The following is a 14,560-nucleotide window of genomic DNA, read 5'->3' on the forward strand; positions in this document are numbered from 1 at the left end:
CGAGCTCGGCGGCCGCTGAGCGGCACCCCGTCGAGGCGGCTCATGACGAGGACCTTCTCGGTGCACAGGGCGGAGACCGGCACCGGGAACGTCACCGGGCCGTCGGGGTCCGCGGCGGCGACGGCCACCAGGTTGCGCGCCTCGATGCGGAAGTCGAGCTCCTCGCGCACCGCCTGGGCGAAGCCGTCGGCGAGCCCGACGGCGCCGGCGGTGCGGCCCCAGCGGGTCCGCGTCTCGAGCGTCGCCGCGAGCCGACCGACGATGTCGAGGTCACGGTCCACAATGGACCGGATGCCGGGCCGCTGCACCTTCACCACGACCGGCGCACCGGAGCGCAGCGTCGCGGCGTGGACCTGCGCGACGGAGGCGGCGGCGAGCGGCTCCGGCTCGATCGAGGCGAACAGCTCACCCGGCGGCACCCCGAACTCCGCCTCCAGGACCGCCTGCACCTCGGTCCAGGCGATGGGTGTTGCCCGGTCCCGCAGGGTGCTGAGCTCGTCGACGAACCCGCCCGGCACCAGGTCGCGGCGGGTGGACAGGACCTGGCCGAGCTTCACGAACGTCAGCCCGCCCTCTTCCAGGGCCTGCCGCAGGGACCGGGCGGCCGGGGCGGCGCTGCGGCGCCCCCGCAGGTACGGGCCGAGCCCGTGGCGCACGGCGATGGTGAGGATCTGCGCGTAGCGGCGGGCGCGCCGCGACCGGGCCCGCAGGCCGCGCAGCCACAGCAGCGGCGTGACCCGCCCGGTCGGCACCAGCGCCTCGGCGATGACGAGGAACACCATGGCGACGATGAGGGACGCGATGACGGCCAGGATCAGCAGCCACAGCGGCGCCGTCGACGTCGTCTCGCGCGGCACGGAGCCGGCCATGCCGCGCGAGATGGGGCCGGACACGAGCAGCGCGAGCACCCCGGCGAGCAGCAGCCGGATCCGGCCGAACCGCACCCCCAGCAGGCGGCGCGCGGCGGCGGCCATGACGGCCACCAGCCCCAGCACCGTGACGACGACCGCGACCCAGACCGCCAGGCTCCCCATGGGCAACGACCGTAGTCGATCGCCTACCGGTTAGCGCCTGTTTCATAAGGGGGGTCGAGGCGAGGCGGCGTCTGGGCCCGCCGCAGCCCGGCCATCCCTTATGAAACAGGCGCTGACAGCCCCCGCAGATACGCCAGGCCGTCCAGGGCCAGCCGGTCCTGGGACTCCGCGAGGGGCCGCCAGATCGACGCGGCCGTCGCGATCGTCGCGTTCTGCGCCGTGAACGACTCGATGCACAGCGCGCCCGCGTAGCCGGTCTTGTCCAGCGCCGTCAGGAACCGCGGCCAGTCCAGGTGGTCGCTGCCGGGTGCGCCCCGGTCGGTGCCGCTGACCTGGACGTGCTTGATGTGCGGGCCGGCGACCGCCACGGCCGCGTAAGGATCACGTTCCTCGATGTTCATGTGGTACGTGTCGAGCATGATCCCCACGTTGGCGGGCAGGCCGGCAATGAGCTCGACGGTCTGGGCCATCGTGTTGACGACGCTGGTCTCGTACCGGTTGAGCGCCTCCACGCCGATGGCGACGCCGCGCTCACCGGCGTAGTCGGCGACCGGGGCGAGGCCGGCCCGGAAGTCGGCGTAGCACGCCTGCCGTTGCGCTGGGGTCATCCGCCAGGTGCGGCCGACGGCGGCGTAGACGGGGCCGCCGACGCAGGTCGCGCCGACGGCCGCCGCCGCGTCGACGCAGGCCCTGAGGTAGGCCTGGGTCGACGCGACGGTCGGCGCGTCGGTGCACACCAGGTCGCGGCCGGGCGGCGTGACCGCACAGACGCCGGCGGCCTGGATGCCGTGCTCGGCGAGCAGGTCGCTCGTGCGCGCCGGGTCCCAGTCGCCGACCTGTTCGATCGGCAGCTCGACCGCGTCGAAGCCCCATGCCGCCAGCCGCGGCACGAGCACGGCGAGGGCGTCGTCGTCGACGGGTGAGGACCAGATCCACGGGTTGGCACCGATGGCGTGCACGAGTGAATCCCCTACTTCCAGCGCTGCGGGTAGCCGGGCAGGTCGGTGCAGCCGCACATGGCGTAGTGCAGCGGCGGCATGTTCGCGTCGACGTACTTGTCGAGGTTGTCCTGGGTGATGGTCGGCTGCGGCAGCTTCCACGGGCTGGAGACCTGCTCGCCGGCCAGGATCTTCAGGGCCGCGATGATCGGGGTGCGCCACTGGTAGGTCGGGTAGGTCGGCGCGATCGCGGTGAGCTTCTTGTCCTTCCACAGCTTCAGGAAGTCCAGCTGGTCCTCGCCGTTGATCGGCGGGACGGGCTTGCCCGCGTCCTGGAAGGCCTCGACGGCGGCGACGGCGGTGGCACCGGCGTCCATCCAGATGCCGTCGATCGTGCCGTACCGCTGGATGTAGTCGTTGACGATCTTCTTGGTCTTGGCGGGGTCGCCGTCGGTGAACTCGACGCCGACGACGTTGACCTTCGCCTTGTCGAACTGGACCTTGGCGGCGGACCAGCGGGTCTCCAGGACGTCGACGCCGGGCAGGATGCGCAGCGCGAGGACCTTGCCGCCGGGCTTGACCTTCTCCGACAGGAACGAGGCGCCGACGTGGCCGAAGCCGTAGCCGCCGATGGGGTTGATGAACGTGACCGGGCACTTGGTGTCCACGCCGCGGTCGAAGACGATGACCGGCAGGCCCTTGGCGCAGGCGGCCTCGACGGCGGGGGTCAGGGTGGCGGTGGTGTTGGGTGAGACGATGAGCGCGTCGCAGCCCTTGCCGAGCAGGTCGTTGATGTCGGCGATCTGCTTGCTGTCCTTGCCTTCGGCGTCGACGTGCACGAACTCCTTGATGAGGCTCTTCTGCTTCTCGACCTCGGCCTGCATGACCTTGTAGCCGACCTGCCGCCACGGGTTGTTCAGCGCCGCGTTGGAGAAGCAGACCTTGTAGGGGCCGGCCTTCTTGAACTTCGCGGTGTCCACCAGCTTCGGGTTGAGCACCTGCTCCCACGGCTTGTCGGCGGGGCCGGTCGCGGTCGCCTGCAGCAGCGACAGCTCGTTGTCGTAGTCGGCCTGCACGAAGAACTTCGACTGCTCACCGGTGCCGGATCCGGCGGCGGCGCTGGACGAGGCGGCACCGGACGCGGTCGTGGTGGGTTCGTCGGTGGCGCAGCCGGTCAGGATCAGCAACGCGGCGCTCAGTGATGCAGCAGCCGCGACGACGGACGTGGTTCGTCTCACGTGTTCTCCTATGGATGGGGTGTCGGGGGTGCCCTCAGCGGCGGCGCAGTGCTCCGACTGCCACGGCGATGAGGATGATCAGGCCCTGCACGGTGGATCTGAGGGCGCCGGAGACGCCGTAGAAGTTCAGCAGCGCGAACAGCGTCTCGAGCGTCAGGGCGCCGAGCATGGCGCCGACGACGGAGCCGCGGCCGCCGCCGAGGACGACCCCGCCGAGCACGACGGCGGTGATCGCGCCGAACTCGAGGCCGGCGCCCGCCTGGAACGACACGCCGCTGTAGCCGCCGAGGAGGATCGCGGCGACGGTGGCGATGACGCCGCTGAGCACGAACGCGATCGTCTTGGTCCGCCAGACCCGGATGCCGGTGAGCTCCGCGGTGCGCGGGTTGCCGCCGACGGCCACCAGGGTCCGGCCGAAGTCGGACCGGGTGACGGCGACGCAGACGGCGGCGACGCCGAGCAGGATCAGCAGCGCGTAGGGCACCCGGCCGAGCAGCGGCACGTCCTCGAACGCGCGGCGGCCGAAGCGGCGGAACTCCTCGGACAGGCCGCCCTTGGGCGCACCGTCGGACCACAGGTAGACGGCGCCGACGAGGATCAGGTACATGCCGAGGGTCGTGATGAACGACGGGACCTTCAGCAGCGTGGTGACCAGGCCGTTGACGAGCCCGACGGCGACGCCGAAGGCGAGCACGACGAGCACGACGGGCCAGGTGCGGTCCGGGTCGCTGTCGATGAGCCGGGCCGCGACGACGACCTGCGCGGTGACGAGCGACCCGACGGACAGGTCGAACTCGCCGGAGACGATGACGAAGTACTGCCCGGCGGCGAGCAGGATGATGGGCGCGGACCGGCCGATGAACGACAGCAGCGACGCGGGCGCGAAGAAGTCCGGCTGCCGGAACGCGACCAGCACGAGCAGGATCGTGAGGATCCCGACGATCGGCGCGATCCCGCCGGGCTTTGTGAAATTGAGCCGCCGGCGCGGGCTCGTCTCGACAACGGTGGTCGTCATGCCGCCGCCTTCCGGGTCGTGGTGCGGCGGCGGTGCATCCGCCGGGCGTAGACGGCCACCGCGGCGATGATGATGACGCCGCGGATGACCTGCTTGAAGAACGCGTCGACCTCGAGCTGGTTGAAGATGCTGTCGATGCTGGCCAGCAGCAGGACGCCGCCGACGGTGCCCAGCACGCCGCCGCGACCGCCGGCCAGGGCGGTGCCGCCGAGCACGACCGCGGCGATGGACTCCAGGTCGTAGAGGCCTTCGACGCCGACCCGGGGCGCGCCGGAACCCAGCCGGCTGGCGAGGTAGATCCCGGCGAGGCCGGAGCACAGCGCGCACAGCACGTGGGCGGTGATGAGGATGCGGTCGTTGCGGACGCCGGAGAGCCGGGCCACGTCGGGGTCGCCGCCGACGGCGATGAGGTGGTGGCCGAAGCGGGTGTTGCGCACGACGAACCAGGCCGCTGCGGCGACGGCGAGCAGCAGCAGGAACGCGACGGGGACGGGCCCGATGCGCTGGTAGCCGAGGCTCTGCACGAACGCGGGCGCGGTCTTGCCGGCCGGGCCGTCGTAGCCGTTGTCGAGGTAGCCCTTGAGCAGCAGCCCGACGCCGACCGTGGCGATGAACGCGTTGATTTGCAGTTTCGTCACCAGCAGCCCGTTGAGCAGCCCGATCGCGGCGGCGACGAGCAGCACCAGGCCGACGGCGGGCAGGATGTTGCCGTCGCGTCCCGCCATGGTCTCGGCCGCGACGAGGGTGCTGATGCTGATCACGTACGCGACGGACAGGTCCAGCGAGCCGGCGAGGATGACCAGGGTCTGCCCGACGGCGACGAGGCCGAGGCCGGTCGCGACGTGCAGCAGGCTGACCACGGTGGACTGGTTGAACAGCGACCCGCCGTCGATGGCGACGACGAGCCACCCGATCGCGAGGGTCAGCGCCAGTGCGATGTAGACCCCGCGGGCGGGCCCGGCGGCGGACGCCCGGAGCCTGATTGCGGCGGTTTTCGCGGGTACAGGCGGGGCTACGGTCACGCTGTCACCTCGGTTGCGGTCAGGGCGCCGGTCGCGAGCCCGACGACGTCCTCTTCACTGGCGTCGGCGGGCAGTTCGCCGGCGACGGCGCCGTCGCGCATGACGACGATCCGGTCGCTCATGCCGAGCAGCTCGGGCAGCTCGGAGGAGATCATCAGCACGGCCGCGCCGTCGCGGGCGAGCTTGCGCACCAGGTCATGGATGGCGGACTTGGCGCCGACGTCGATGCCCCGGGTCGGCTCGTCGAACAGCAGGATCTTCGGCCCGAGCGCAAGCCACCGGGCGAGGACGACCTTCTGCTGGTTGCCGCCGGACAGGAAGCGGATCTCCTGGTCGTCCCCGGCGGAGTGCACCTCCACGGCCGCGAGCAGCTCGCGCACCTTGACGGTGCGGGCACCGCGAGCCCTCCACGAGGGAAAGACGGCGCGGCCGGCGAGCAGAGCGTTGTCGAGCACCGACTGGCCGGCCACGATGCCTTCGCCCTTGCGGTCCTCGGTGACGTACGCGATCCCGGCCCGGATCGCGGTGCGGGGCGAGCGCAGCTGCACCGGTGCGCCGTCGAGCTCCACGGTGCCGGCGGTGAACGGGTCGGCGCCGAAGATCGCGCGGGCGAGCGCGGAGCGGCCGGAGCCCTGCAGGCCGCCGATGCCGAGGATCTCCCCGGCGCGCAGCCGCAGGTCGACGCCGCGCAGTTTGTGGTTCGCCCCACCGTGGACGGCGAGCCGGACCGCGCCGACGTCGCCGGGGACGGCCCTGGGCGGGAAGTAGCCGGCCAGTTCCCGGCCGACCATGTGCTTGACGAGCTGGTCGCCGGTGGTGTCGGCGGTGGCGAGGGTGGTGACCCGGCGGCCGTCCTTGAGCACCGTGATCCGGTCGGACAGGTCGAACACCTCGGTCAGCCGGTGCGAGACATAGAGCAGGCCGATGCCGCGTTCCTGGAGGCGGCGCACCAGCGCGTAGAGCAGCTCGACCTCATGGTCGGCGAGGGCCGCGGTGGGCTCGTCCATGATGAGCAGGCGGGCGTCGAGGGCGAGGGCCTTGACGATCTCGACGACCTGCTGCTGGGCGACGCCGAGGCGGCCGACCAGCACGGCGGGGTCGAAGGACGTCTCGCCGGCCGCGGCAAGGAGCTCCGCGGTGCGCCGGTGCATGGCCTTGCGGTCCACCAGGCCGCGGCGGACGGGTTCGTGGCCGAGGAAGACGTTCTCGGCGACGCTGCGCTCGGGCAGCAGGTTGAACTCCTGGTGGATGATCCCGATGCCGGCCCGTTGCGCGTCGCGCGGGCTGCGGAAGCTCACGGTGGCGCCGTCGAGCTCGACGGTGCCGCCGTCCGGCGCGTACACCCCGGAGATGATCTTCATCAGGGTCGACTTGCCGGCGCCGTTCTCGCCGACGACGGCGTGCACCTCGCCCGGCCGCACGTCGAGGTCGACGTCGGCGAGGACGCGGACGCCGAGGAACGACTTACCGATCCCTCGCAGCCGCAGCAGTGGCTGTGGTTCAGGCATCGCAAACCCCTAACTGACCGTAACCATCGAAGACGGCCGTGATCGCGGTCGGGCATCGGTGGAGCACGTAGCGTGGGGACTTTCGCCGTTGAAGTCTGGAACTTTTGCTAGTTTCGACTAAAGGTCGCGGAGAGCAGAGTAAATGTTTCAATGTTCGGCCGCAACGGCGCAACGCCACCGAAACAAAGCCGTTGCCCGACCTCCACTGCTCGACCGAGTTCGACCGGCCGAACGGACGAGGCCAGTGAGAGCGCTTTACCGGCCGAGCTGGCCGGAAAGCGCCGCCTACCTGTGCATACTCGCCAATATATCGACTTCTGGAGATGGCTCTGGCACGCTTGGCGTCGCAGACATGGCCCGGGAACCCCGAGCGTGACTGTCCGTCGCGGCGAGCGACAGTCGATCCGGCCGGAGTCTCATGCTTCGCGCAACCCTGCGCAGCCACAGGATCGATGTGTCGTGCGCCCGTGACTGCATCCCGCCGGCCCGCCGAGAGGAAACGTTCGAGACGTCGCCGAACCGCTCCCGTAAAAATTGTTATGTCCATTCGCGCAACGGACCGCCATTCAGTGGGATCTTGACACCATCGTCTTCCGTCGCCACTGTGGTGGGCCGATGCACGACCCTGCGCATTCATGACAGCGATTGTGGGACCTGATATGCACAGACAGCGAGCCGGTGGGTGCGCCGCGTTGCAACCGACAGCTGGCCCACTCCTCGCGCCGTGAACCAGGGCGGACCGGCACCCCGGCTGCGGAAGCCGCCATCTGTACCGCCCCTGACCTTCCGGGGTGACTATGCGCCGCTGGTCATCGCCGCGCAGGCCGGCAGCAGGGACGCGCGTGACGAGTTGATCTCGGCGTGCCTGCCCCTGCTGTACAACATCGTCGGCCGAGCCGTGGGCAGGCCCGCCGACGTGGACGATGTAGTGCAGGAGACATTGTTGCTGGTGCTGCGAGACCTGCCGGGCCTGCGCAGTCCTGAGAGCTTCCGGCCGTGGCTGGCCGCTGTGGCGATGCATCAGATCGGCAGACACAGGAACCATTGGCAGTCCGCGGCAGCACGGACCACTGTGATCGAGGAGGCGGCCGACGTCGCGGACAGCGCGGCGGACGTCGAACGCACGACAGTGCTGAACATGCAGCTCGCGGAGCAGCGACGCCGGTTGGCCGAGGCCAGCCGATGGCTGGATCCGGACGACCGGACACTGCTGTCGTTGTGGTGGCAGGAGACGGCGGAACTCATGAGCCGCGCCGAGGTGGCCGAAGCCATGGCGGTGAACGTCGCTCACGCCGGTGTCCGTCTGCAGCGGATGCGCGAGCAGCTGGAGCGATGCCGGGCAATCGTCAGCGCCCTCGCCGCCGAGCCTCGCTGCGCCGGCCTGGACACCGTCGTGTCCGAATGGGACGGGCAGCCGTCGACCGTCTGGCGCAAACGGATCGCCCGGCACATCCGCGACTGCGCCGTCTGCACCGCGACCACGGCAGACCTGATCAGGATCGACAAGATCATCGCGGCCCTCGCCGTGCTCCCCGTTCCGGCCACGCTCATCGCTGCCCTCACAGCCAAAGGCCTGCTTCCGGCGGCCGCCACGGGCGCGGCGACCTCCTTCGCGCACGCCGCCTCCGGCGCCGCCGCGACCGGCACCGTGCACTTCTCGCTGACCGGCAAGCTCGCGGCTGCCGTAGCGGCACATCCCATCGTCTCCCTCGTCGCGGGCACGGTCATCGTGGCCGGTGTCGTCATCACGCCGATCGCGGTGTCCACGCCACCGGCGGAACCCGAGCCCGCCCGCGTCGCGGCGGCACCGCCGACGCCGCCGCGACCACCGGTCACCGCCGGGTCCATAACCAAAGGGCCGGCACCGGTCACACGCGGGCCCACCGCATCTTCGACACCGGGACCAAGTCCTTCGGGCACCACGCCGATCACCGGGCGGACGTGGACGCTGACCGCGGAGCACAGCGGCAAGCTCATGGACGTCGAGGCGCAGTCCGACACCGATCGAACCCCGGTCATTCAATGGCCCGGGACCGGCGCCGACAACCAGCGGTGGCAGGTCATCGACGCCGGCGGTGGCACCGTCAATCTGAAAGCCGTTCACTCCGGCAAGTGCCTGGACGTCGACGCCCGCTCCACCACCGCAGGGGCGTACCTGCAGCAGTACCGGTGCCACAACGACGACAACCAGAGATTCACCATCACACCGGTACCTGTCGCAACGCCGGCACCGACCCCGACGGCGACCGCGGGTGTCTACATCATCAGGAACGTCCTGAGTGGACTGTGCGTCGACGTCTTCGGCAACGCGGCGACCGACGGCACACGGCTGGTCCAATGGACCTGCCAGGGCACCACCAACCAGCAATGGCGATTCACGCGGGTCTGATCGGCATCCCGACCCGACCTCATTTCCAGCGCTGCGGGTAGCCGGGCAGGTCGGTGCAGCCGCACATGGCGTAGTGCAGCGGCGGCATGTTCGCGTCGACGTACTTGTCGAGGTTGTCCTGGGTGATGGTCGGCTGCGGCAGCTTCCACGGGCTGGAGACCTGCTCGCCGGCCAGGATCTTCAGGGCCGCGATGATCGGGGTGCGCCACTGGTAGGTCGGGTAGGTCGGCGCGATCGCGGTGAGCTTCTTGTCCTTCCACAGCTTCAGGAAGTCCAGCTGGTCCTCGCCGTTGATCGGCGGGACGGGCTTGCCCGCGTCCTGGAAGGCCTCGACGGCGGCGACGGCGGTGGCACCGGCGTCCATCCAGATGCCGTCGATCGTGCCGTACCGCTGGATGTAGTCGTTGACGATCTTCTTGGTCTTGGCGGGGTCGCCGTCGGTGAACTCGACGCCGACGACGTTGACCTTCGCCTTGTCGAACTGGACCTTGGCGGCGGACCAGCGGGTCTCCAGGACGTCGACGCCGGGCAGGATGCGCAGCGCGAGGACCTTGCCGCCGGGCTTGACCTTCTCCGACAGGAACGAGGCGCCGACGTGGCCGAAGCCGTAGCCGCCGATGGGGTTGATGAACGTGACCGGGCACTTGGTGTCCACGCCGCGGTCGAAGACGATGACCGGCAGGCCCTTGGCGCAGGCGGCCTCGACGGCGGGGGTCAGGGTGGCGGTGGTGTTGGGTGAGACGATGAGCGCGTCGCAGCCCTTGCCGAGCAGGTCGTTGATGTCGGCGATCTGCTTGCTGTCCTTGCCTTCGGCGTCGACGTGCACGAACTCCTTGATGAGGCTCTTCTGCTTCTCGACCTCGGCCTGCATGACCTTGTAGCCGACCTGCCGCCACGGGTTGTTCAGCGCCGCGTTGGAGAAGCAGACCTTGTAGGGGCCGGCCTTCTTGAACTTCGCGGTGTCCACCAGCTTCGGGTTGAGCACCTGCTCCCACGGCTTGTCGGCGGGGCCGGTCGCGGTCGCCTGCAGCAGCGACAGCTCGTTGTCGTAGTCGGCCTGCACGAAGAACTTCGACTGCTCACCGGTGCCGGATCCGGCGGCGGCGCTGGACGAGGCGGCACCGGACGCGGTCGTGGTGGGTTCGTCGGTGGCGCAGCCGGTCAGGATCAGCAACGCGGCGCTCAGTGATGCAGCAGCCGCGACGACGGACGTGGTTCGTCTCACGTGTTCTCCTATGGATGGGGTGTCGGGAGCTCTTGCCATGGATGACCTTGGAAAACACTTCGGAGCGTGAGCAACGAATGCGACGCCACAGCGATTTCCCCTAACGCCGTGTCACCTTCGGTGCGACCGCGTCTGCGTTCGCAGCCCGATGCAGCACTCAACGTAAGCAGCAAACTTCAAGTTGCTAGATCTTCCGGCAACCGGTACAGCACTTCTGCTGGATGAGACAAAAGATCGTGTCCGTCACGTTAAAGGTCTGAGCGTCGACTGGCAACGACGTAACCCGATCAAGACGAAACAGCTACGAAACCGTGCTCTCCCAGCGCAGAACTGAGCCGCAAAAAAGCGTTATGAGCTGCCCATCTGTTGTCCGTATTGACTTCAAAAGGTTCGCCGGAGCAGGCTTGGCGCCGCGAGCCATGACAGAAGATCCCATCGATGTGACTCTTCGTCACGGTAGCTGACGCGTCTCCATCCAGTCGATGTCACTGTCCGTCGCGGCGGACGGCAGTCGAATCGACCGGATCACTCACGCGCCACTCAACCCTGTCCACGGGGGTGCTGTCGTGCGCCCATGGCCCGCATCGCGTTGTCCCGCCGAGAGGAAACGGCATGCGAAGAAGCACGTTGATCTTGGGCACCATCGTCGGCATGCTCTTGTCGATGGCGCTCATCAAGCCCGCGGCGGCCGCGCCCGCGTTCCGCGCGCTGCTGTTCACCGGTACCCTTGGATATCGACACGATTCGATTCCTGCCGGTATCTCGATGTTCCAGCAGCAGGCCGCGGCCAACAACTTCGAGGTGGTGCAGACCGAGGACCCGGCCGTCTTCACGACCGCGAATCTCGCCACCTACGACGTCCTCATCATGTTCCAGACCTCGGGCATGGTGTTCACGACCGCCGCGCAGCGCTCCGCCGTCGAGGGCTTCCTGGCCAGCGGCCGGGGGATCGTCGCGATCCACAACGCCACCGACATGGGCATCGACACCGAGTACCCGTGGTGGGACCAGACGGTCAACGCGGGCGCCCACATGCCGGCGCACTCCCCCGGCGTCCTGGCCGGCCAGGCCATCGTGGCCGACAAGAGCCACCCGTCCACGGCAGGCCTGCCGGACCGGTGGAACCGCAGCGAGGAGTGGTACAACTTCGACAAGAACCCACGCGGCGACGTCCACGTGCTCGTCACCGCCGACGAGCGCACCTACACCCCCGGCGGCTCCGCCATGGGCAGCGACCACCCGATCTCCTGGTGCCGCAACACCGGCGGCGGGCGGGTCTGGACCACCGCGATGGGCCACGCGATCGAGTCCTACAGCGAGACCAACTTCCGCAACCACGTCCTCGGCGGCGTGCGGTGGGCCGCCGGCAACCTCGCCGGTGACTGCGGCGGCACCGTCTGGGGCAACTTCGAGAAGCGCACCCTGGACGACAACACCGCCGACCCGATGTCCCTCGCCGTCGCCCCCGACGGGCGGGTGCTCTACGTGCAGCGGGCCGGGCAGCTGAAGATCTTCAAGCCCAGCACCAACACCACTGTCACCGCCGGCACCCTGAGCGTCTACACCGGCGGCGAGGACGGCCTCACCGGCCTGGCGCTGGACCCGGCCTTCGCCAGCAACGGTTACGTGTACCTGTACCACTCGCCGTCCAGCAGCACGACCGACATCAACCGGGTGTCGCGGTACACGCTGAGCGGCGACACGCTGAACATGTCCAGCGGGGTCACCATCATCGACATCCCCGCGACCCGGGACCGCACGTCCCCGGAGCCCGGCCACACCGGCGGCTACATCGCCTTCGGGCCGGACGGCAACCTGTACATCGGCACCGGCGACGACGTCGCGCCGAACCTGGACACCAACTGGCAGGGCTACGCCCCGCTGGACTGGCGGGCCGGCAAGTCCCACCTCGACTCGGCGAAGACCGCGGGCAACACCAACGACCTGCGCGGCAAGCTGCTGCGCATCCGTCCCGCGGCGGCCGGCGGCTACACCATCCCGACGGGGAACCTCTATCCACAAGGGACCGCACAGACGCGGGCCGAGGTGTACGCGATGGGCTTCCGCAACCCGTTCCGCTTCTCCATCGACCCCTCCAACGGCTGGGTGTACCTCGCCGACTACGGCCCGGACCGCGGCCTGCCGACCACCAACCGCGGCCCCGAAGGGCTGGTGGAGCTCAACGTCATCAAGGCGGCCGGCAACTACGGCTGGCCGTTCTGCCACGGTGACAACCAGCCCTACGCCCCGTTCAACCCGGACACCGGCGTCGTCGGCGCGAAGTTCAACTGCGCCGCGCCGGTCAACAACTCCCCCAACAACACCGGCCTGGTGAACCTCAAGCCGGTCGTCGCGCCCAACATGTGGTACGGCTACGGCGCCTCGCCGAACTTCCCCGAACTGGGAACCGGCGGCTCGGCACCGATGGGCGGCCCCGTCTACCGCTACGACGCGGCGAACCCGTCGGCGACGAAGTTCCCCCAGTACTACGACGGGGTCCACTTCTTCTACGAGTGGTCCCGCAACTTCGTCAAGGAGGTCCACTTCGACAGCAGCACCGCCGTCACCCGCACCAACACGTTCCTGCCCGGCGGCAACTTCAACAAGCCGATGGACATGGAGTTCGGCCCCGACGGCTCGCTGTACCTGCTCGAATGGGGTTCCGCGTTCGGCGGCGGCAACAACGACTCCGGCCTCTACCGCATCGACTACGTCCAAGGTGGACGGTCGCCGATCGCCAAGGCCAACGGCACGCCGACCAACGGCAACGCCCCGCTCAACGTCCAGTTCTCCAGCGCGGGCTCGATCGACCCGGACCCCGGCAACACGATCAGCTACCTGTGGACGTTCGGTGACGGCACCACGTCGACGGCGGCGAACCCGGCCAAGACGTACACCACCAACGGCAACTACACCGCCCAGCTGAAGGTCACCGACAACACCGGCAAGACCGGCTTCGCCAACGTGCAGATCACCGTCGGCAACATCGCGCCGACCGTCACGGTCAGCACACCGGTCAACGGCGGCATGCTCAACTTCGGCGACCAGGTCTCCTACACCGTCAGCGTCACCGACCCCGGCGGCGCCGCGATCGACTGCTCCAAGGTGTACGTCAACCCGGCCCTCGGCCACGACGACCACCTGCACGAGACCACCGAATACCCGGGCTGCTCCGGGACCATCTCCACCGACCTGCTCGGCGGGCACCCCGACGGCGCGAACCTGTTCTACGCCCTCGTCGCCCACTACACCGACAACGGCGGCTCGGGCGGCGCGGCCCCGCTGACCGGCTACGGCCAGGCGATCCTGCAACCGAAGCACAAGCAGGCGGAGTACTTCACCGCACAGAGCGGCATCCGGGTCATCGACCAGGCCGGCGCGGAGAGCACCAAGCGCATCGGGGACATCTCCAACAACGACTGGATCTCGTTCAACCCGATGAGCCTGCAGGGCATCACCAACGTCACCTACCGGGTCTCCTCACCGACCGGCGGCGGCTCGATCGAGCTGCGCGCCGACTCGCCGACGGGCACCCTCCTGGCGACGACGACCGTCCCGAACACCACCGGCTGGGACAACTACCAGAACACGGCCACGGTCAACACGGCCGCCCTGTCCGGCACGCACACGCTCTACATGGTGTTCAAGAACAGCGCCGACAACGGCTTCGACCTGGACTCGTTCACCTTCGGCGGGGCCGGCGTCGGCACCCCGGGCACCGGCGGCGTGGCCGGGAAGACGTGGACGATCACGGCCCAGCACAGCGGCAAGCTCGTTGACGTCAACGCCGGCTCCACCGCCGACGCGGCCCAGATCATCCAGTGGGCGGCCACCGGCGGCAACAACCAGAAGTGGCAGGCCGTCGACGCCGGCGGCGGCGCGGTCTACCTGCGGGCGGTGCACAGCAACAAGTGCATCGACGTGACCGGCAGCTCGACCACCAACGGCGCGTTCCTGCAGCAGTTCACCTGCAACAACGGCAGCAACCAGAAGTTCACCGTAACCCCGACCGCCACCACCGGCGTGTACACGGTGAAGAGCGTCCTCAGTGGACTGTGCGTGGACGTCAACGGCGGCTCCACCGCCGACGGCGCCCGCCTGCTGCAGTGGTCCTGCCACGGCGGCACCAACCAGCAGTGGAGGTTCACCCTGGCGTGACCCGTTGAACCGGCGCCGGTCCCCGCAACGTCG

At 69.3% G+C, this 14,560-nt stretch carries 9 protein-coding genes and 1 pseudogene; 3 read left to right on the plus strand and 7 right to left on the minus strand.

Annotation, left to right across the window (positions count from 1 at the left end; all coding sequences use genetic code 11):
* Positions 1–74: 74 nt before the first annotated feature.
* Positions 75–782: pseudogene (locus OHA72_RS54035) on the minus strand (ABC1 kinase family protein); the annotation flags it as partial.
* Between OHA72_RS54035 and OHA72_RS54040 the strand changes: the two are divergent.
* Entirely contained in the window at positions 733–1,068 is a 336-nt protein-coding gene (locus OHA72_RS54040; protein WP_327003899.1) for a hypothetical protein, read from the plus strand. The pseudogene OHA72_RS54035 and the gene OHA72_RS54040 sit on opposite strands and share 50 nt — an antisense overlap.
* Positions 1,069–1,132: 64 nt before the next feature.
* On the opposite strand, the gene OHA72_RS54045 is transcribed toward OHA72_RS54040, so the two are convergent.
* Genes OHA72_RS54045 through OHA72_RS54065 form a run of 5 tightly spaced genes read right to left on the minus strand, consistent with a single transcriptional unit; the run spans position 1,133 to position 6,755 of the window.
* A complete protein-coding gene (locus OHA72_RS54045; RefSeq protein WP_327003900.1) occupies positions 1,133–1,993 on the minus strand; it encodes a sugar phosphate isomerase/epimerase family protein in 861 nt (286 codons plus the stop codon).
* Positions 1,994–2,004: 11 nt separating this feature from the next.
* The gene (locus OHA72_RS54050) at positions 2,005–3,210 is read right to left on the minus strand and encodes an ABC transporter substrate-binding protein (RefSeq protein WP_327003901.1); all 1,206 of its coding nucleotides are present in this window, start codon (positions 3,208–3,210) and stop codon (positions 2,005–2,007) included.
* A gap of 34 nt (positions 3,211–3,244) precedes the next feature.
* On the minus strand, positions 3,245–4,225 hold the full coding sequence (locus OHA72_RS54055; RefSeq protein ID WP_327003902.1) for an ABC transporter permease: 981 nt from the start codon (positions 4,223–4,225) through the stop codon (positions 3,245–3,247).
* Positions 4,222–5,247: an ABC transporter permease gene (locus OHA72_RS54060; RefSeq protein WP_327003903.1), complete on the minus strand. Its 1,026-nt coding sequence runs from the start codon at positions 5,245–5,247 to the stop codon at positions 4,222–4,224. The genes OHA72_RS54055 and OHA72_RS54060 overlap by 4 nt, the downstream gene beginning before the upstream one ends.
* Entirely contained in the window at positions 5,244–6,755 is a 1,512-nt protein-coding gene (locus OHA72_RS54065) for a sugar ABC transporter ATP-binding protein (RefSeq protein ID WP_327003904.1), read from the minus strand. The genes OHA72_RS54060 and OHA72_RS54065 overlap by 4 nt, the downstream gene beginning before the upstream one ends.
* Before the next feature lie 682 nt (positions 6,756–7,437).
* Here OHA72_RS54065 and OHA72_RS54070 point away from each other — a divergent pair.
* On the plus strand, positions 7,438–9,144 hold the full coding sequence (locus OHA72_RS54070; RefSeq protein WP_327003905.1) for a sigma-70 family RNA polymerase sigma factor: 1,707 nt from the start codon (positions 7,438–7,440) through the stop codon (positions 9,142–9,144).
* Positions 9,145–9,163: 19 nt separating this feature from the next.
* Here the strand turns inward: OHA72_RS54070 and OHA72_RS54075 are convergent, their stop codons facing one another.
* Positions 9,164–10,369, minus strand: a complete 1,206-nt coding sequence (locus tag OHA72_RS54075; RefSeq protein ID WP_327003901.1) for an ABC transporter substrate-binding protein — start codon at positions 10,367–10,369, stop codon at positions 9,164–9,166.
* Between the two features lie 651 nt (positions 10,370–11,020).
* Here OHA72_RS54075 and OHA72_RS54080 point away from each other — a divergent pair.
* Positions 11,021–14,527 carry a ThuA domain-containing protein gene (locus OHA72_RS54080; RefSeq protein ID WP_327003906.1) on the plus strand — a complete coding sequence of 1,169 codons (3,507 nt, stop codon included), beginning with the start codon at positions 11,021–11,023 and terminating at the stop codon, positions 14,525–14,527.
* The last annotated feature ends 33 nt before the right edge of the window (positions 14,528–14,560 follow it).

Origin of the sequence: Dactylosporangium sp. NBC_01737 (assembly GCF_035963215.1) — a bacterium.
Classification (GTDB): Bacteria; Actinomycetota; Actinomycetes; order Mycobacteriales; family Micromonosporaceae; genus Dactylosporangium.

What these genes read in the sequence shown, in the direction of transcription:
- OHA72_RS54065 (WP_327003904.1), bottom strand. Translation starts at nt 6,755, where the DNA reads ATGCCTGAACCACAGCCACTGCTGCGGCTGCGAGGGATCGGTAAGTCG.
- OHA72_RS54055 (WP_327003902.1), bottom strand. Translation starts at nt 4,225, where the DNA reads ATGACGACCACCGTTGTCGAGACGAGCCCGCGCCGGCGGCTCAATTTC.
- OHA72_RS54080 (WP_327003906.1), top strand. Translation starts at nt 11,021, where the DNA reads ATGCTCTTGTCGATGGCGCTCATCAAGCCCGCGGCGGCCGCGCCCGCG.